The 17202-nt window shown below is 36.9% G+C and carries 31 protein-coding genes; 29 read left to right on the top strand and 2 right to left on the bottom strand.

The window, feature by feature from the left end; all coding sequences use genetic code 11:
* Nucleotides 1-3: 3 nt before the first annotated feature.
* Entirely contained in the window at nt 4-1602 is a 1599-nt protein-coding gene (locus OK18_RS10050; RefSeq protein WP_053327924.1) for a glycerol-3-phosphate dehydrogenase/oxidase, read from the bottom strand.
* Between the two features lie 116 nt (nt 1603-1718).
* On the opposite strand from OK18_RS10050, the gene OK18_RS10055 reads away from it, so the two are divergent.
* The 29 genes from OK18_RS10055 to rplQ all read left to right on the top strand — a co-directional run bounded on the left by OK18_RS10055 (nt 1719) and on the right by rplQ (nt 16599).
* Entirely contained in the window at nt 1719-2480 is a 762-nt protein-coding gene (locus OK18_RS10055; RefSeq protein ID WP_050020601.1) for a DeoR/GlpR family DNA-binding transcription regulator, read from the top strand.
* Nucleotides 2481-2733: 253 nt separating this feature from the next.
* Complete coding sequence (rplC, locus tag OK18_RS10060; protein ID WP_050020602.1) at nt 2734-3360, top strand: 50S ribosomal protein L3; 627 nt, start codon at nt 2734-2736, stop codon at nt 3358-3360.
* Entirely contained in the window at nt 3351-3980 is a 630-nt protein-coding gene (gene rplD, locus OK18_RS10065) for a 50S ribosomal protein L4 (protein WP_050020603.1), read from the top strand. The genes rplC and rplD overlap by 10 nt, the downstream gene beginning before the upstream one ends.
* A 3-nt stretch (nt 3981-3983) precedes the next feature.
* Nucleotides 3984-4274, top strand: coding sequence for a 50S ribosomal protein L23 (gene rplW / locus OK18_RS10070; RefSeq protein ID WP_002983204.1), 291 nt, complete (start codon nt 3984-3986; stop codon nt 4272-4274).
* A gap of 22 nt (nt 4275-4296) precedes the next feature.
* Nucleotides 4297-5118, top strand: coding sequence for a 50S ribosomal protein L2 (gene rplB / locus OK18_RS10075; protein ID WP_002983208.1), 822 nt, complete (start codon nt 4297-4299; stop codon nt 5116-5118).
* A 2-nt stretch (nt 5119-5120) separates the two neighbouring features.
* Nucleotides 5121-5399, top strand: a complete 279-nt coding sequence (gene rpsS / locus OK18_RS10080) for a 30S ribosomal protein S19 (RefSeq protein ID WP_002983209.1) — start codon at nt 5121-5123, stop codon at nt 5397-5399.
* A gap of 2 nt (nt 5400-5401) precedes the next feature.
* Nucleotides 5402-5800 carry a 50S ribosomal protein L22 gene (gene rplV / locus OK18_RS10085; protein WP_050020604.1) on the top strand — a complete coding sequence of 133 codons (399 nt, stop codon included), beginning with the start codon at nt 5402-5404 and terminating at the stop codon, nt 5798-5800.
* A 7-nt stretch (nt 5801-5807) separates the two neighbouring features.
* On the top strand, nt 5808-6554 hold the full coding sequence (rpsC, locus tag OK18_RS10090; protein ID WP_050020605.1) for a 30S ribosomal protein S3: 747 nt from the start codon (nt 5808-5810) through the stop codon (nt 6552-6554).
* 105 nt (nt 6555-6659) lie between these two features.
* Nucleotides 6660-7085, top strand: a complete 426-nt coding sequence (gene rplP, locus OK18_RS10095) for a 50S ribosomal protein L16 (RefSeq protein WP_002983219.1) — start codon at nt 6660-6662, stop codon at nt 7083-7085.
* Nucleotides 7086-7097: 12 nt separating this feature from the next.
* Nucleotides 7098-7283, top strand: a complete 186-nt coding sequence (gene rpmC / locus OK18_RS10100; RefSeq protein WP_002983223.1) for a 50S ribosomal protein L29 — start codon at nt 7098-7100, stop codon at nt 7281-7283.
* A gap of 12 nt (nt 7284-7295) precedes the next feature.
* Nucleotides 7296-7550, top strand: coding sequence for a 30S ribosomal protein S17 (rpsQ, locus tag OK18_RS10105; RefSeq protein WP_027381310.1), 255 nt, complete (start codon nt 7296-7298; stop codon nt 7548-7550).
* A 2-nt stretch (nt 7551-7552) separates the two neighbouring features.
* Nucleotides 7553-7921 carry a 50S ribosomal protein L14 gene (gene rplN / locus OK18_RS10110; protein ID WP_002983226.1) on the top strand — a complete coding sequence of 123 codons (369 nt, stop codon included), beginning with the start codon at nt 7553-7555 and terminating at the stop codon, nt 7919-7921.
* Nucleotides 7922-7942: 21 nt separating this feature from the next.
* Nucleotides 7943-8269 (top strand): 50S ribosomal protein L24, encoded by a 327-nt coding sequence (rplX, locus tag OK18_RS10115; RefSeq protein ID WP_002983229.1) that lies wholly within the window; start codon nt 7943-7945, stop codon nt 8267-8269.
* Between the two features lie 13 nt (nt 8270-8282).
* Complete coding sequence (gene rplE, locus OK18_RS10120; protein WP_050020607.1) at nt 8283-8834, top strand: 50S ribosomal protein L5; 552 nt, start codon at nt 8283-8285, stop codon at nt 8832-8834.
* 3 nt (nt 8835-8837) lie between these two features.
* Entirely contained in the window at nt 8838-9107 is a 270-nt protein-coding gene (gene rpsN, locus OK18_RS10125; RefSeq protein ID WP_002983233.1) for a 30S ribosomal protein S14, read from the top strand.
* 144 nt (nt 9108-9251) lie between these two features.
* Nucleotides 9252-9650, top strand: coding sequence for a 30S ribosomal protein S8 (gene rpsH / locus OK18_RS10130; protein WP_034694686.1), 399 nt, complete (start codon nt 9252-9254; stop codon nt 9648-9650).
* A gap of 17 nt (nt 9651-9667) precedes the next feature.
* Nucleotides 9668-10213: a 50S ribosomal protein L6 gene (gene rplF, locus OK18_RS10135; protein ID WP_050020608.1), complete on the top strand. Its 546-nt coding sequence runs from the start codon at nt 9668-9670 to the stop codon at nt 10211-10213.
* 15 nt (nt 10214-10228) lie between these two features.
* A complete protein-coding gene (gene rplR, locus OK18_RS10140) occupies nt 10229-10582 on the top strand; it encodes a 50S ribosomal protein L18 (RefSeq protein ID WP_050020609.1) in 354 nt (117 codons plus the stop codon).
* Nucleotides 10583-10600: 18 nt separating this feature from the next.
* Nucleotides 10601-11122 carry a 30S ribosomal protein S5 gene (gene rpsE / locus OK18_RS10145; protein WP_045491132.1) on the top strand — a complete coding sequence of 174 codons (522 nt, stop codon included), beginning with the start codon at nt 10601-10603 and terminating at the stop codon, nt 11120-11122.
* Between the two features lie 11 nt (nt 11123-11133).
* Nucleotides 11134-11310: a 50S ribosomal protein L30 gene (gene rpmD, locus OK18_RS10150; RefSeq protein WP_029297759.1), complete on the top strand. Its 177-nt coding sequence runs from the start codon at nt 11134-11136 to the stop codon at nt 11308-11310.
* Nucleotides 11311-11331: 21 nt separating this feature from the next.
* On the top strand, nt 11332-11781 hold the full coding sequence (rplO, locus tag OK18_RS10155; protein WP_050020610.1) for a 50S ribosomal protein L15: 450 nt from the start codon (nt 11332-11334) through the stop codon (nt 11779-11781).
* Between the two features lie 9 nt (nt 11782-11790).
* Nucleotides 11791-13170, top strand: a complete 1380-nt coding sequence (secY, locus tag OK18_RS10160; RefSeq protein ID WP_053327925.1) for a preprotein translocase subunit SecY — start codon at nt 11791-11793, stop codon at nt 13168-13170.
* A gap of 3 nt (nt 13171-13173) precedes the next feature.
* The gene (gene infA / locus OK18_RS10165) at nt 13174-13389 is read left to right on the top strand and encodes a translation initiation factor IF-1 (RefSeq protein WP_002983257.1); all 216 of its coding nucleotides are present in this window, start codon (nt 13174-13176) and stop codon (nt 13387-13389) included.
* 113 nt (nt 13390-13502) lie between these two features.
* Nucleotides 13503-13619 carry a 50S ribosomal protein L36 gene (rpmJ, locus tag OK18_RS20895; protein WP_007839480.1) on the top strand — a complete coding sequence of 39 codons (117 nt, stop codon included), beginning with the start codon at nt 13503-13505 and terminating at the stop codon, nt 13617-13619.
* 9 nt (nt 13620-13628) lie between these two features.
* Entirely contained in the window at nt 13629-14006 is a 378-nt protein-coding gene (gene rpsM / locus OK18_RS10170) for a 30S ribosomal protein S13 (RefSeq protein ID WP_050020611.1), read from the top strand.
* 12 nt (nt 14007-14018) lie between these two features.
* The gene (rpsK, locus tag OK18_RS10175; RefSeq protein WP_002983263.1) at nt 14019-14408 is read left to right on the top strand and encodes a 30S ribosomal protein S11; all 390 of its coding nucleotides are present in this window, start codon (nt 14019-14021) and stop codon (nt 14406-14408) included.
* Between the two features lie 19 nt (nt 14409-14427).
* Complete coding sequence (gene rpsD, locus OK18_RS10180; protein ID WP_029297746.1) at nt 14428-15036, top strand: 30S ribosomal protein S4; 609 nt, start codon at nt 14428-14430, stop codon at nt 15034-15036.
* Between the two features lie 33 nt (nt 15037-15069).
* Complete coding sequence (locus OK18_RS10185) at nt 15070-16065, top strand: DNA-directed RNA polymerase subunit alpha (RefSeq protein WP_050020613.1); 996 nt, start codon at nt 15070-15072, stop codon at nt 16063-16065.
* Nucleotides 16066-16071: 6 nt separating this feature from the next.
* On the top strand, nt 16072-16599 hold the full coding sequence (rplQ, locus tag OK18_RS10190; protein ID WP_053327926.1) for a 50S ribosomal protein L17: 528 nt from the start codon (nt 16072-16074) through the stop codon (nt 16597-16599).
* Between the two features lie 139 nt (nt 16600-16738).
* On the opposite strand, the gene OK18_RS10195 is transcribed toward rplQ, so the two are convergent.
* Nucleotides 16739-17173: a hypothetical protein gene (locus tag OK18_RS10195; protein WP_050020616.1), complete on the bottom strand. Its 435-nt coding sequence runs from the start codon at nt 17171-17173 to the stop codon at nt 16739-16741.
* Nucleotides 17174-17202 lie beyond the last annotated feature (29 nt).

The following is a 17202-nucleotide window of genomic DNA, read 5'->3' on the forward strand; positions in this document are numbered from 1 at the left end:
GTGTTAATTTAGGTTAGTAACTTTAGGTGAATAAGGAGTTAATAAATATCCTTTTGCCAGTTCAATAAATTCGTTTTCCTGCTGCTGTGCCCACTCTTCAGAATATCCTTTTTCTTCAGCAATAATTCTGGCTACATGATGAGCGCTGTCTATCGCTGCCCTTGCATCCAGGAATAACAGGCGGACTCTTCTTGCCAGGATATCCTCAATGGTTTCTGCCATCTCATTTCTTACAGCCCAAACCACTTCTGCAACAGTAAAGGGATGGTCAGGATGTATTTTTTGAGCATAACGCGGGTTGCTTTCCTGTAAAGCTTTTATAGCTGGAATATCAGAACCGTAAACATATAGATGATTGGTCCTGTCTACCTGTTCAGGTTTTACATTTCCATGGATGGAAAGATGTTCTGTTTTAGAAGGGGTATTGCCTAACCGGTGAACTTTCATGGCTTCATTCACAGTATCTTCAGCCATTTTACGGTAAGTAGTCCACTTACCTCCGATAATGGAGACCAATCCTGTGTCAGAAGCAATCACCTTATGGCTCCGGGAAACTTCTTTGGTGCTTTTGCTTCCATCTTTAGGAGCGGCAAGGGGACGAAGCCCTGCAAAAACTGATTTTACATCTTCGCGGGTTGGTTTTTTGGCAAGGTATTGTCTTGCGGTATTCAAAACAAAGCTGATTTCTTCTTCCAAAGCGCGAGGCTCAAAACTTTCATTTTCCAAAAGCGTGTCTGTAGTTCCTACTAATGCCCTGTCGTGCCATGGAACGACAAACAGAACCCTGCCGTCTGATGTTTTCGGGATCATGATCGCGTCATCACTTTTCAGGAATGACTTATCCAGCACCAGATGGATCCCCTGACTTGGAACAACAAGCTTTCCGTGCTTAGGATTGTTCATATTGAGGATATCATTAGTAAACACGCCTGTCGCATTGATCACGACATTCCCATGAATCTGATATTGCTGTTGGGTAAACTGGTCTTCAGCGGTAACCCCGATAATCTTACCTGAGTCATTTTTCAGAAGTCCGACTACTTTCATATAGTTGATAGCGGTTCCCCCTTTTTCAATAATAGTCTGGGTTAAGTTGATCGCTAATCTGGCATCATCAAACTGTCCGTCCTGGTAAACAACACCACTCATCAAGTGGTTTTGTTCAATAGTAGGGAGTTTTTCAACGGTTTTCGATTTGCTGATGTATTTTGTTTTCCCCAAGCTCAGTTTCCCGGCAAGAAAGTCATAGATTGATAGTCCTATTTTATAGTAAATTCCGCCCCACCAGGTATAATTAGGGATAATAAAAGACTGGTTTTTGACAATATGAGCTGCATTTTTTGCCAATAATCCTCTTTCTTTTAAGGCTTCTTTTACCAGGCCAACATCTCCCTGTGCCAGATATCTTACTCCACCATGTACCAATTTGGTACTTCTGCTGGACGTTGCTTTTGCAAAATCATGTGATTCAAGCAATAAGGTTTTAAAGCCTCTGCTTACTGCGTCTAAAGCTGAACCTAAACCACTGGCTCCTCCTCCTATGACTATAAAGTCCCATTCTTTTACATGGTTTAATTTGCTGAGTTCTTCGTTTCGTTTCATAAATGTTTCGTTTATGTTTCGTTTTCAAATATATAAATTAAAAATGAAAGCAAAAAGAAAATAAATGAAATTTCAGCATATAAGAAAAAAATGGTATTTTTGAGCAAACGAATAAAATGGAGAAGCTGATACACAGGCATGACCAAATATTAAAAGAGCTTGATGAAAAAGGCCATGTGCTTGTTCAGGACTTGTGTGAGAAACTGAACGTATCTTCAGTTACGATCCGAAAGGATCTGAACTATCTCGAAAGTCTCGGACTGCTCTTTAGAAACCATGGGGGAGCGAGCAAACAGGTAAGATATGCATATGAAAAAAATGTAGGAGAGAAGGAAAATATCAATGTGGAAGCCAAACAGGCTATTGCAAAAGCTGCTTTGTCTCTGATTCAGGAGAATGACTGTATTATACTGGCTTCGGGAACAACAATGCATTATCTGGCAAGGATGCTGGTGAATTCCGGGCCGCTTACCGTATTGACATCTTCCCTGCGGGTGGCCATTGAATTATGCAATAATCCCAATATTAATATTATACAACTGGGAGGTGAAGTTAGGAAGAGTTCCACTTCTATAGTAGGATCCATTTCGGAAGGCATTCTTAAACAGTTTTCCTGCAATAAACTTTTCCTGGGAGTAGACGGGATTGATCCCGAATTCGGAATCAGTACTTCTAATGCGGCCGAAGCCCATTTGAACCAGGTGATGATAGAGTGTGCTGATCAAACGGTAATCCTTGCTGATTCTTCCAAGCTGAACAAAAAGGGATTTGGTAAAATTGCCTCGTTGGATAAAATAGATTATCTGATTACTGATGCGGGAATTTCTGATGAAGATAAACTTGGTCTTGAAGAGCTGGGAGTAAATGTTATGATGTAAAACCGGACCCTTTCCGGCTTCTTTTTTTAAAATCAAAATAATTTCCGGGAAAATTTGTTCTGAATTTTTTCAAAATCATCTAATTGATTAAAAATCAAAATATTTTAGTCAAAATATTTGTCAGTTATAAAATTATTCATAAATTTGCACACTCATTTTAGGGGCGTAGTATGCCTATATCAAAAGTAGAAATTACTTCAGACTCCCGGGAAATGGTGATAAATAAAGGATAAATTTTATTATAATATAAACAATGTCAGGTATTATTGGTAAAAAAATCGGTATGACATCTTTGTTTAACGAAGAAGGGAAAAACATTCCTTGTACAGTTATTCAGGCTGGTCCATGCTCGGTTTTACAGGTCAGAACCTTAGAAAAAGACGGTTATAAAGCTGTTCAATTAGGTTTCGATGACAAGAGTGAGAAGAACGTTGGTAAAGCGTTAGCTGGTCATTTTAAAAAGGCTGGTTCTGCTCCTAAAGCTAAATTGGTTGAATTCTACAGAGAATTCGTTGATGAAGTGAAAGTAGGAGAAGAAGTGAAAGTTGATTTATTCACAGAAGGTGAGTATGTTGACGTAACAGGAACTTCAAAAGGTAAAGGCTTCCAGGGTGTTGTTAAAAGACACGGATTTGGAGGTGTAATGCAGGCAACTCATGGTCAGCACAACAGACTTAGAGCTCCAGGTTCTATCGGTGCTGGTTCAGACCCTTCAAGAGTATTCAAAGGGATGAGAATGGCTGGAAGAATGGGAGGTAAGCAGGTAACTGTTCAAAACCTTCAAGTGTTAAAAGTTGATCAAGAACAAAATCTTTTAGTAGTAAAAGGTGCTGTTCCGGGAGCTAAAAATTCTTATGTAATTATCAGAAAATGGAACTAGTAGTATTAAATACATCAGGAAAAGAGACCGGAAGAAAAGTAACTCTAGACGAAACAGTATTCGGAATTGAGCCAAATCAGCACGCGGTTTACTTAGAAGTTAAACAGTATCTTGCTGCTCAAAGACAAGGTACTCATAAAGCGAAAGAAAGAAGCGAAATTACTGCTTCTACTAAAAAGCTTAAGAAGCAAAAAGGATCAGGATCTGCTAGATACGGGGATATCAAGTCTCCAGTATTCAGAGGTGGAGGTAGAGTATTCGGACCAAAACCAAGAGATTACAGATTCAAATTGAACAAAGCTCTTAAGAGATTAGCTAAAAAATCTGTTTTATCTCAGAAAATGAGAGACAACAGCATCAAGGTTTTAGAAGATATGAGCTTTGCAGCTCCTAAGACTAAAGATTTCATCAATGTATTAAACGCATTGGAACTTAACGGTAAAAAATCTTTATTCGTTCTTCCTGAAGCTAATAAGAATGTGTATTTATCTTCAAGAAACTTACCTAAAGCTAAAGTAATGAACTACAATGAAATCAGTTCTTACGATTTAGTAAATGCTGGTGAGATCATTTTCTTTGAAGGTGCAGTTGAAAAATTCCAGGAAAATTTAAAGAAATAAGTCATGTCAGTTATTATTAAACCAGTTATTTCAGAAAAGGCTAATTACCTTACAGATTTAAGAGGTTCTTATTCTTTCTTAGTGAATCCTAAGGCGAATAAAATCGAGATCAAAAAGGCTGTTGAAGCAGCTTACGGTGTAAAAGTAGCAGACGTTAACACAATGATTTATGCTCCGAAGGTTTCTTCAAAATACACTAAAAAAGGTCTTCAAGTAGGAAAGACAAACAAATTGAAAAAAGCGGTAATCAAACTTGCTGAAGGTGAGGTTATCGATATTTTTGCTGTAAATTAATTATTAATTATAAATAATAGTAATGTCTGTTAGAAAATTAAAACCTATCACCCCGGGACAGAGATTCAGAATTGTAAACAATTTTGAGGAAATTACTACTAACAAGCCAGAGAAATCTCTAGTAGTTGGTATTAAAAAGTCAGGTGGACGTAACAACACAGGTAAAATGACCATGCGTTACACCGGAGGTGGACACAAAAAGAAATACAGAATTATTGACTTCAAAAGAAACAAAGCAAACGTTGAAGCTACTGTAAAATCTGTAGAATACGATCCAAACAGAACTGCATTTATCGCTTTATTAGAATACGCAGACGGAGAGAAGAGATATATCATCGCTCCAAACGGTATCAAAGTAGATCAGAAAGTAGTATCAGGAGAAAGCGTTGAACCAAACGTAGGTAACGCAATGAAATTGAAAAATATTCCATTGGGTACTGTAATCTCTTGCGTTGAAATGAAGCCTGGACAAGGTGCTATTTTAGCAAGAAGTGCTGGTTCTTCAGCTCAATTAACTTCCAGAGATGGTAAATATGCAATCATCAAGTTACCTTCAGGAGAATCAAGAATGATCCTTACTGAGTGTATGGCAATGATTGGTTCAGTTTCCAACTCAGATCACCAATTAACGGTATCAGGTAAGGCTGGTAGAAGCAGATGGTTAGGTAGAAGACCAAGAACAAGAGCGGTTGTAATGAACCCTGTAGATCACCCGATGGGTGGTGGTGAAGGACGTTCTTCAGGAGGTCACCCAAGATCTAGAAACGGTAAACCGGCTAAAGGTTACAAAACTAGAAAGAAAAACAAAGTGTCTAACCGTTACATCGTATCTAAAAGAAAATAATTATGGCAAGATCACTTAAAAAAGGACCGTTCATTCATCATACTTTAGATAAGAAGGTTCAGGCAAATATAGAGTCTGGTAAGAAGACAGTTATCAAAACTTGGTCTAGAGCATCTATGATCTCTCCGGACTTCGTAGGACAAACTATCGCTGTACACAACGGGAAATCTTTTATCCCTGTTTACGTTACAGAAAACATGGTTGGTCACAAGTTAGGCGAATTTTCTCCAACAAGATCTTTCAGAGGTCATGGTGGTAACAAAAACAAAGGAAGCAGATAAACATGGGATCTAGAAAACAAGATAGCGCAATCGCAAGAAAAGAAGCAAACAAAGACGTTGTTAAAGCTTCATTAAATAATTGCCCGTCTTCTCCAAGAAAAATGAGATTAGTTGCTGATATCATCAGAGGAGAGCAGGTAGACAAAGCACTTTATATCCTAAAGTATTCTAAGAAAGAAGCTTCTAACAAATTAGAAAAATTACTTCTTTCTGCAATTGCCAACTGGCAAGTGAAAAACGAAGGAGCTGACATTGAGGAAGCCAACCTTATCGTTAAAGAAATCTTCGTGGATAGTGCAAGACAATTGAAGAGACTAAGACCAGCTCCACAAGGTAGAGGGTATAGAATCAGAAAAAGATCTAACCACGTTACATTAATCTTAGGTAACAAAGAAAATTAATCAAGGTATGGGACAGAAGACAAATCCAATTGGTAACAGATTAGGTATCATCAGAGGATGGGATTCTAACTGGTTTGGTGGAAACGATTATGGAGACAGAATCGCTGAAGACTACAAAATCAGAAGATACCTTGAAGCTAGATTATCTAAAGGTGGTATTTCAAAAATTTATATTGAAAGAACTTTAAAATTAGTTACAGTAACTATTACTACTGCTAGACCGGGACTTATCATCGGTAAAGGAGGTCAGGAAGTTGATAAATTGAAAGAAGAGTTGAAAAAACTTACAGGTAAGGATATTCAAATCAACATCTTCGAAATCAAAAGACCTGAATTAGATGCTGTATTGGTTGCTGATAGTATTTCTAAGCAAATTGAAAACAGAATTTCTTACAGAAGAGCTGTTAAAATGGCAATGGCAAGTACTATGAGAATGGGTGCTGAAGGTATCAAAGTTCAGATCTCTGGTAGATTAAACGGTGCTGAAATGGCAAGATCAGAATCTTTCAAAGAAGGAAGAATTCCATTGTCAACTTTCAGAGCTGATATCGATTACCACTGGGCTGAAGCTCACACTACTTACGGTAGACTAGGTGTAAAAGTTTGGATCATGAAAGGTGAGGTTTACGGTAAAAGAGAACTTTCTCCACTAGTGGGACAACAGAAAAAAGGTGGTCAGTCTGACAGAGGAAACAGAGGAGGAGACAGAGACAACAGAAGACCTAGAAAAAACAACAATAACAATAATAATTAATTAGAAGTTAGAAGATAGAAACTAGAAATTAGATCTTCCGTTACAAGAACTGATTCAATTTTATCTAACATCTAACATCTAACGTCTAACATCTAATATTAAATTATGTTACAACCAAAAAGAACCAAATTCCGTAGAGTTCACAAGATGAAGATGAAGGGGAATGCCCAGAGAGGTAGTCAACTTGCATACGGAACTTTTGGGATCAAAGCTACTGAAGGAGCTTGGATCACTGCAAGACAAATTGAAGCGGCTCGTATCGCTGCGACAAGATATATGAAGAGAGAAGGTCAACTATGGATCAAAATCTTCCCGGATAAGCCAATTACTAAGAAACCAGCTGAAGTAAGGATGGGTAAAGGTAAAGGTGCTGTTGAATACTGGGTAGCTGTAGTAAAACCAGGTAAAATTATGTTCGAAGTAGGAGGAGTTCCTTACGAAGTTGCGAAAGAAGCTCTTAGACTTGCTGCACAGAAATTACCAGTAGTTACTAAATTCATCGTTGCTAACGATTTTGTTAAACCTCTATAATCTTTGAATACAATGAAAAAAGCTGATATTAAAAATCTAAGCGCGGGTGATATTCAAGCTCAATTAACTGAAGCAAAAGCTCAATATTCTAAATTGAAATTGGCTCATGCTATCAGCCCAATTGAAAACCCTATTCAAATCAAAGATTTGAGAAAAACAATCGCAAGACTAAACACTGAGTTAACTAACAAACAATAATTTCATTTTACAATGGATAGAAATTTAAGAAAAGAAAGAATCGGAGTGGTTTCCAGCAATAAAATGGAAAAGACCATTGTTGTTAGTGAAACGATGAGAATGAAGCACCCGATGTACGGTAAATTCGTATTAAAAACGAAAAAATATACTGCACACGACGAGAACAATGAGTGCAACGAAGGAGATACAGTTTTGATCCAGGAAACTAGACCTTTGAGCAAGAACAAGAGATGGAGATTAGTAAGAATCATTGAAAAAGCTAAGTAATAATGTTACAAACAGAATCAAGATTAAAAGTTGCTGATAACACAGGTGCAAAAGAAGTACTGGTTATCAGAGTTCTGGGAGGAACCAGAAGAAGATATGCTTCAGTTGGTGATAAAATCGTTGTTACTATCAAGGATTCTACACCATCAGGAAACGCTAAAAAAGGTCAGGTATCTAAAGCTGTAGTAGTAAGAACGAAAAAAGCAGTAAGAAGAAAAGATGGTTCATACATCAAATTCGACGACAATGCTTGTGTATTACTAAACGCAGCGGGAGAAATGAGAGGAACGCGTGTTTTCGGACCAGTTGCTCGTGAGTTGAGAGACAAAGAATATATGAAAATCATTTCATTAGCTCCTGAAGTACTTTAATTTTTAAAATTTTTTAAAGAAATGTCAAAGTTAAAAATAAAAAGAGGAGATAACGTCATCATTACTACTGGTAAGAAAGATATCAAAGGTAAGACTGGTGAAGTTATTGAAGTGATCAAGAAAGAAGGTAGAGACCCTAGAGTAGTTGTTGCAGGACTTAACATCATCAAAAAGCACGTTAAGCCTTCAGCTTCAAATCCTCAAGGAGGAATCGTTGAAAGAGAAGCTTCTATTCATATCTCAAACGTAGCTTTAGTAGGTAAAGACGGAAAAGCTATCAAAGTAGGTTACAAAATCGAAGGAGATAAGAAAGTAAGAATCAACAAAAAAACGGGTGAAACTTTATAATTTTAAATAACACATGGAATATATAGCAAGACCCAAAAAAGCATATAAAGAGAAAATTGTTCCTGCAATGATGGAAGAATTCGGGTACAAGTCAGTAATGCAAGTACCTAGATTAGAGAAAATCGTTGTATCACAAGGTTTAGGTGATGCTACTGCAGACAAGAAAATCATTGACTATGCTGTAGAAGAACTTACAAATATCACTGGTCAAAAGGCTGTTGGTACGATCTCTAAGAAAGACGAAGCTGCTTTCAAATTGAGAAAAGGAATGCCTGTAGGTGCTAAAGTAACATTGAGAGCTGACAAGATGTATGAGTTCTTAGACAGACTTACTTCTTCTGCTTTACCACGTATCAGAGATTTCTCTGGTATCAAAGCAGATGGTTTCGATGGTAGAGGTAACTACAACTTAGGGATTACTGAGCAGATTATCTTCCCTGAAATCGTAATTGACAAAGTGAAAAAAATCCAGGGGATGGACATCACTTTCGTAACAACTGCGAAAACAGATAAAGAAGCTAAAGCATTATTAACTCACTTCGGTTTACCATTTAAAAAGAACTAAGAAATGGCTAAAGAATCAATGAAAGCGCGTGAGCGCAAAAGAGAAGCACTAGTTGCTAAATACGCTGCTAAAAGACAAGCTCTTAAAGAAGCAGGTGATTACGAAGGGCTTCAAAAATTACCTAAAAATGCTTCTCCTGTAAGATTACACAACAGATGTAAACTAACAGGTAGACCAAGAGGATATATGAGAACGTTCGGTATTTCCAGAGTAACTTTCAGAGAAATGGCAAACAACGGTCTTATCCCGGGAGTAAGAAAAGCTAGTTGGTAACAATTACAAATTAATCGGGACAATTAAGTTGTTCAGATACTAAAGATAAAAATATCAGACCTAAGATTTTCTGAAGTCTGATATTTTACTCTTCAAGTCTTTGCAAAACTGATTGTTCTTTAACCAATAATTTATAAAAGAAAAATGGTAACAGATCCAATTTCAGATTTCCTAACAAGAGTAAGGAACGCACAAAGCGCAGGCCACAAAGTGGTGGAAATTCCTGCATCGAAAATCAAAAAGGAGATTACTAAGATCTTATTTGATCAAGGGTATATCTTAAACTACAAGTTTGAAGATAACGCTGTTCAAGGAGTGATCAAAATCGCTTTAAAGTACGACAAGCAAACCAACAAACCAGCTATCAAGTCTATCCAAAGAGCTTCTAGACCAGGTTTGAGACAGTACAAAGGTTCAACTGAACTTCCAAGAGTACTAAACGGTTTGGGTATTTCTATCATCTCTACTTCAAAAGGAGTAATGACTGACAAGAAAGCTAGAGAAGAGAAAGTAGGCGGTGAAGTAATCTGCTATGTTTATTAATTTTTAATCAGAGGAAAATGTCAAGAATTGGTAAAGCAATTATAACAATTCCAGCAGGAGTTACAATCACTGAAAACAACGGTGTGGTAACTGTAAAAGGAGCGAAAGGAGAACTTTCCCAGGAGCTTACAGCAGGAATTACTTTAGAACAAAAAGATGGTGAGCTTAACGTAAACAGACCATCTGATTCTAAACAACACAAAGCGCTTCACGGTTTATACAGAGCGTTGATCGCTAACATGGTCGTTGGTGTATCAGAAGGTTTCGAAAAGAAACTAGAACTAGTAGGAGTAGGATACAGAGCTTCTCACTCAGGTCAAAAACTTGAGTTAGCTTTAGGATTCTCTCACGGTATCGTATTAGAACTTCCAAGTGAAGTAAAAGTAGATACATTGACTGAAAAAGGTAAAAACCCAATTATTACTTTAACGTCTCATGACAAGCAACTTCTAGGAATGGTTACTGCAAAGATCCGTTCTTTCAGAAAGCCTGAGCCATACAAAGGAAAAGGTGTAAGATTCGTTGGTGAAAATGTTAGACGTAAAGCTGGTAAATCTGCTTAATAAATTATAAGTATTATGGCATTAAGTAAATTAGAAAAAAGAATAAGAATCAAAAGAAGAGTAAGAGGAAAAATCTCTGGTTCTTCTGAATTGCCAAGATTATCTGTATACAAAAGTAATAAGGAAATTTACGCTCAGTTAATCGACGATAAAAATGGTAAAACTTTAGCATCAGCTTCTTCCAGAGAGAAAGGCGTAGACGCTAAAGGGACTAAGACAGAAGTTTCTACAGCTGTTGGTAAAGCTATTGCTGCTAAAGCTATCGCTGCAGGAATCGAAAATATTGTATTCGACAGAAACGGATTCGTATACCACGGTAGAGTAAAAGCTTTAGCGGATGGTGCGAGAGAAGGAGGACTTAAATTCTAATCATTAAATTTCGGAAATATGTTAGGACTAGATAATATAGAAAGAGTAAAACCGGGAGGATTAGAATTAAAAGATCGTCTCGTAGCTGTTAACAGAGTAACAAAAGTAACTAAAGGAGGTAGGGCTTTCGGATTTTCTGCTATCGTTGTAGTAGGAAATGAAGAAGGTATTATCGGTTTCGGTTTAGGGAAATCTAAAGAAGTTGCTTCTGCAATTGCTAAAGCAGTTGAAGATGCTAAGAAAAACCTTGTGAAAGTTCCTGTAATGAACCATACTATTCCTCACCAGACTACTGCCAGATACGGTGGTGCAGATATCTTCCTGAGACCTGCTTCTCACGGTACCGGATTGATCGCTGGTGGTGCGGTAAGAGCAGTATTGGAATCAGCTGGTATTCACGATATCCTTTCAAAATCTAAAGGATCTTCTAACCCTCACAACGTGGTGAAAGCTACTTTCAAAGCGTTATTGGATATCAGAAGACCTGAAGAAATCGCTAGAATGAGAGGAGTTTCTCTAAGTAAAGTGTTTAACGGTTAATAATTAAAACAATGGCAACAATTAAAGTAAAGCAAGTAAGAAGCGCTATTGGTAGAACAAAAACCCAAAAGAGAACGCTTGAAGCATTAGGATTAAAGAAACTTCACCAAGTTGTAGAACACGAAGCTACTCCTTCTATCTTAGGAATGATAGCTGCAGTAAGTCACTTACTTGAAGTTCAAAAATAATTTTATAAAAGAGAAATTAAAATGAATTTAAATAATATACAACCAGCTGCAGGATCTACTTTCAATTCAAAAAGAATTGGTAGAGGTCAGGGTTCCGGAAAAGGAGGTACTTCAACAAAAGGACATAAAGGTCAAAAATCCAGAGCTGGTTATTCTCAGAAGATCGGTTTTGAAGGTGGACAGATGCCTTTACAAAGAAGATTACCTAAATTCGGATTCAAAAACGTAAACAGAAAAGAGTTTAGAGGAATTAACCTTGATACTATCCAGACTTTAATCGAGAACAAATCCATCACAGGAGATATCACGAAAGAAGTTTTAGTAGAAAACGGTTTAGTTTCTAAAAACGAATTAGTGAAAATTATGGGTAGAGGAGAATTGAAATCTGCGGTTTCAATCTCTGCTGACAAATTCACTAAATCTGCTGAAGAGCTTATTGCTAAGGCAGGTGGAAAAGCAATTACCTTATAATACTTACTAATGAAAGAATTTATACAAACACTTAAAAATATTTGGAGTCTTAAAGAATTGAGAGATAAAATTCTCTTCACTTTAGGGATAATCCTTGTGTATAGATTCGCATCTTATATCTCACTTCCGGCAATTAACCTTGCAGAAGTGGGAGATCTCTTAGAGCATTATAAAAATCAAGGCGGTAACAAGCAAGGAGCAGGTCTCCTTGGCTTGCTTTCGTCGTTTACGGGGGGAGCTTTCAGCCACGCTTCCGTAATGGCGTTGGGTATCATGCCTTATATTTCTGCTTCTATTATTGTTCAGTTGATGGGGATGGCTATTCCTTATCTTCAGAAGCTTCAGAAAGATGGAGAGTCAGGTAGAAATACATTGAACCAAATTACAAGATGGTTAACGATCGGGGTTTGTCTGGTACAGGCACCTTCTTACTTAACTTCTATTACTCAATTATTCTTACCGTATGCTCAGTTCCAGTCTGCATACTATGTAGAGCCAAATTCAATCATGTTCTGGTTACCAAGTATTGTTATTTTGGTTGCCGGTTCAGTATTTGCAATGTGGCTAGGTGAAAAGATTACCGATAAGGGAATCGGAAATGGTATCTCTATCCTGATTATGGTGGGGATCCTTTCAAGATTACCTGAGGCATTCGTACAGGAGATAGCCGTGCAGAACGGAAAAGGGGGAATGGGATCTATCATGATCCTTATTGAAGTATTATTCTGGATGTTAGTAGTTCTTTTAGCAGTGATCTTATCAGTAGCTGTTAGAAAAATTCCCATTCAGTATGTAAGCAGAGCTCAAGCAAGAGGAGGTGTAAACAGAAATCTTATGCAGGGAGCAAGACAATGGATTCCATTGAAAGTAAATGCTGCTGGTGTAATGCCGATTATCTTTGCCCAGGCATTGATGTTCGTACCAGGATTATTAACCAAATTCGATGAGTCTAATACTTTTCTTGCAGGTTTCAAGAATGTTTTTAGCTGGCAGTACAACGTATTGTTTGCGCTATTAATTATTATCTTCTCATTTTTCTATACTGCGATTACAATTCCGGTAAACCAGATGGCTGATGATTTAAAGAGAAACGGAGGTTTAGTACCAAAAGTAAGACCCGGAAAAGAAACCGCTGATTATTTAGATGATATTTTATCAAAAATTACCTTGCCAGGTGCAATTTTTTTATCTATCTTTGCAGTCCTTCCGGCAATTGTGCATGGAAGCTTTGTTCAGACAGATGCGTTTGCCCTATTTTTCGGGGGAACGTCCCTATTAATTATGGTGGGTGTAATTTTAGATACAGTTCAACAGATTAATACATATCTGCTGAACCATCATTATGATGGCTTAATGCAGTCTAAATTATCAAGAACGACTGGATATTAATTTATGGCAAAACAAAAACATATTGAACAGGATGGCGTGATCGTGGAAGCACTTTCGAACGCCATGTTCCGTGTAGAGCTGGAAAATGGGCATATCCTTATTGCTCATATCTCCGGCAAAATGAGAATGCATTATATTAAACTTTTACCTGGAGATAAGGTGAAACTAGAAATGTCTCCTTATGATTTAACGAAAGGGAGAATCACATTTAGATATTAAACAATTAGCCAAATGGAATACTCATTCCATTTGGCATTTGTAAAAAATAAATACTATCAAAAATGAAATCTCATGATTCCATTCGATAGTTATAAAAAAATAAATATTTTCAAATGAAAGTAAGAGCATCAATTAAAAAAAGAAGCGCTGATTGCAAAATCGTACGCAGAAAAGGTGTACTGTTCGTAATCAACAAGAAGAACCCAAAATTTAAACAAAGACAAGGTTAACATTAAATTATGGCGAGAATTGCAGGTATTGATTTACCAAAAAACAAAAGAGGTGTTATCGGTTTAACTTACATCTATGGAATAGGAAGAAGTACTTCTTCTGAAATCCTTAAAGCTGCCGGTATCAGCGAAGACAAGAAAGTCAACGAATGGAATGACGATGAATTGGCTGCAATCAGAACCTATATCTCTGAAAACATAAAAGTAGAAGGAGAATTGAGATCTGAAGTGCAATTGAACATCAAGAGATTGATGGACATAGGATGCCAACGAGGAATACGTCACAGACTTGGATTACCTTTAAGAGGCCAGAGAACGAAAAACAACTCTAGAACACGTAAAGGGAAGAGAAAAACTGTTGCTAACAAGAAAAAAGCTAGTAAATAATCGTTAGGAATTATGGCAAAACAAACTAAAGTAGTTAAGAAAAGAAAAGTAAAAGTTGAAGCTATTGGTGAAGCTCATATTCAGGCTTCTTTCAATAACATCATCATTTCTTTAACAAATAAAAACGGAGAGGTTATCTCTTGGGCTTCTGCCGGTAAAATGGGTTTCAGAGGTTCTAAAAAGAATACTCCATTTGCTGCTCAGATGGCAGCTGAAAATTGCTCTGCTGTAGCTCACGAAGCTGGTTTAAGAAGAGTAAAGGTGTTTGTGAAAGGACCAGGTGCAGGTAGAGAATCTGCCATCAGATCTATCCACAATTCAGGAATTGAAGTTAGCGAAATCATTGATGTGACTCCAATGCCACACAATGGATGTAGACCACCAAAAAGAAGAAGAGTTTAATTTTTAGAATTTACCCATTATGGCAAGATATATTGGACCTAAAACTAAGATTGCTAGAAAGTTTGGTGCTGCAATCTACGGAGATGATAAAAACTTCGAAAAAAGAAAGAACCAACCGCCAGGACAACACGGTCCTAACAAGAGAAGAGGTGCTAAAAAATCTGAATACGCAGTTCAGTTGGCTGAAAAGCAAAAAGCTAAATATACTTATGGTATTTTAGAAAGACAGTTTGCTAACTTATTTGATAAAGCACACAGAAGTAAAGGTGTAACAGGTGAAGTACTATTACAACTTTGCGAATCCAGATTGGATAACGTAGTATACAGATTAGGTTTTGCTAAAACAAGATCTGCTGCTAGACAATTGGTTTCTCACAGACACATCACTGTGAACGGAGAACTGGTAAACATTCCATCTTATTTGCTTAAAGCTGGTGATGTAATCGCTGTAAGAGAAAAGTCTAAGTCTCTTGAAGTGGTAACCAATGCATTAGCTTCTAAAGCAAACTATGAGTGGTTACAATTCAACGATGAGAAGAAAGAAGGTACTTTCGTTTCTGCTCCTGAAAGAATCCAGATTCCGGAGGACATTAAGGAACAGCTTATCGTCGAACTTTACTCTAAATAATTTTTTAATCAAATTTTTGCTCAACCCAATAATATGGCAATTTTACAATTCATAAAACCCGATAAAGTAATTTTACTTAACTCTGATGAATTTAAAGGTCAATTTGAATTCAGACCTTTAGAACCAGGTTTCGGGCTTACAATCGGTAATGCTTTGAGAAGAGTGTTGCTTTCTTCTCTGGAAGGATACGCTATTTCATCTATCAAAATAGAAGGTGTAGAGCACGAATTTTCAACTATTCCAGGAGTAATCGAAGACGTTACCGAAATTATTCTTAACCTTAAGCAGGTAAGATTAAAAGCTGCAGCAGAAAACCAGGCTAACGAGCAGGTAGTTGCTAAAGTTTCAGGTCAAACGGTTATTACTGCTGGTGATTTAGGAAAATCGATCAACGGATTCGAGGTTTTAAACCCGGATTTAGTGATTTGTAACCTAAATACTGATGTAACTTTCGAAATTACTTTCAATATTGAAAAAGGTAGAGGATATGTTCCTTCAGAACAAAATAAGTCAAACAATGCGCCTGTAGGTACTATTGCTATTGACTCTATTTTCACGCCAATCAAGAAAGTACAATACAGCATTGAAAATTATCGTGTAGAGCAAAAAACAGACTACGAAAAACTTGTATTAGATATAGAAACTGACGGGTCTATCAGCCCTCAGAATGCTTTAACTGAAGCTTCTAAGATATTAATTTATCATTTCATGTTATTCTCTGATGAGAGAATCACGCTTGAAACAGAAGCGGTAAAAGCATCTATCCAATACGATGAAGAAACTCTTCATACAAGACAATTACTTAAGTCTAAATTAGCAGATATGGATCTTTCCGTAAGAGCCCTTAACTGTCTGAAAGCTGCTGAAGTAGAAACTCTTGGAGAGCTGGTTTCTTACAGTAAGTCTGATTTGATGAAATTCAGAAATTTTGGTAAAAAATCTTTGACAGAACTAGAAGAATTAGTGCATTCAAAAGGTCTTAACTTCGGTTTCGACGTTGCAAAATATAAGTTAGACGCTGATAAATAATTAATAATGAGACACGGTAAAAAATTCAATCACTTAGGAAGAACAGCTTCTCACAGAAGTGCTTTACTTTCTAATATGGCTTGTTCTCTAATTGAGCATAAAAGAATCAACACTACTGTAGCTAAAGCTAAAGCTTTAAGAGTATATGTTGAGCCTCTATTAACAAAAGCAAAAGAAGATACTACACACAATAGAAGAGTAGTATTCTCTTACCTTCAAAATAAATATGCGGTTGCTGAATTATTCAGAACTGTAGCTCCTAAAATCGCTGAAAGAAACGGTGGTTATACAAGAATCATCAAAACAGGATTCAGACCAGGTGATGCTGCTGATACTGCTCTTATCGAATTGGTAGATTTCAACGAGCTTTACAACCCTAATGCTGAAGAGAAAAAAGCTACAAGAAGAAGCAGAAGATCTACATCTGCTAAAAAAGCTGAAGCAGTAGTTGCTGAAGCTCCAAAAGCAGAAGAGAAAGTTGAAGAGCCTAAGGCTGAAGCAGCTGACTCTGCTGAAGAAAAAACTGAAGAATAATATTCATTCAGATATTGAAAAACCATCCGGATCCCGGATGGTTTTTTGTTTTCTGTTTATTCGGATTTTGATGGAAATTCATCAAAAAGTTTATGGTTGTAAAGTAAATGTCCCTCAACATTGGAGGGACATCCTTATTCTAGATCTTTGTTCTTTTTAACTCAATAATGTTATCCCCCTGTTCAAGATGCAGACTGTCTCCCTTTACCCTTGCTGTCATATCATCTTTCTTATAGATGGTTTCATCACCTTTGGTTTCCGCTTTAGGTAAGGTAAAAGTTTTCTTATTGCTGGTAATAGCTACCGTACTTTCTTTCGGATCATTTTTGAATACGACTTTTACCAGGGTGCCATCCGTTGCTTTATAGACAAAATCGGTTTTTTCATACCTTTTCCCGTTTACATCTACTGTTGAAGAACTCTGGCTTACAGAATCAATTTTACCATTGGTATCCGTAACAATTGTTGCAGTACTATCGGTTTTGATAACGCTTTTATTTCCGCTTTCACTTTTTTTACAGCTGATCACTGCCAATGAAAGAATAGCGCCAAATGTTAAGAGGCTTTTTTTCATGATTATTTTTATTTGATATCCAATATAAT

It is taken from the genome of Chryseobacterium gallinarum (genome assembly GCF_001021975.1).
In the GTDB taxonomy this organism is placed as follows: domain Bacteria; phylum Bacteroidota; class Bacteroidia; order Flavobacteriales; family Weeksellaceae; genus Chryseobacterium; species Chryseobacterium gallinarum.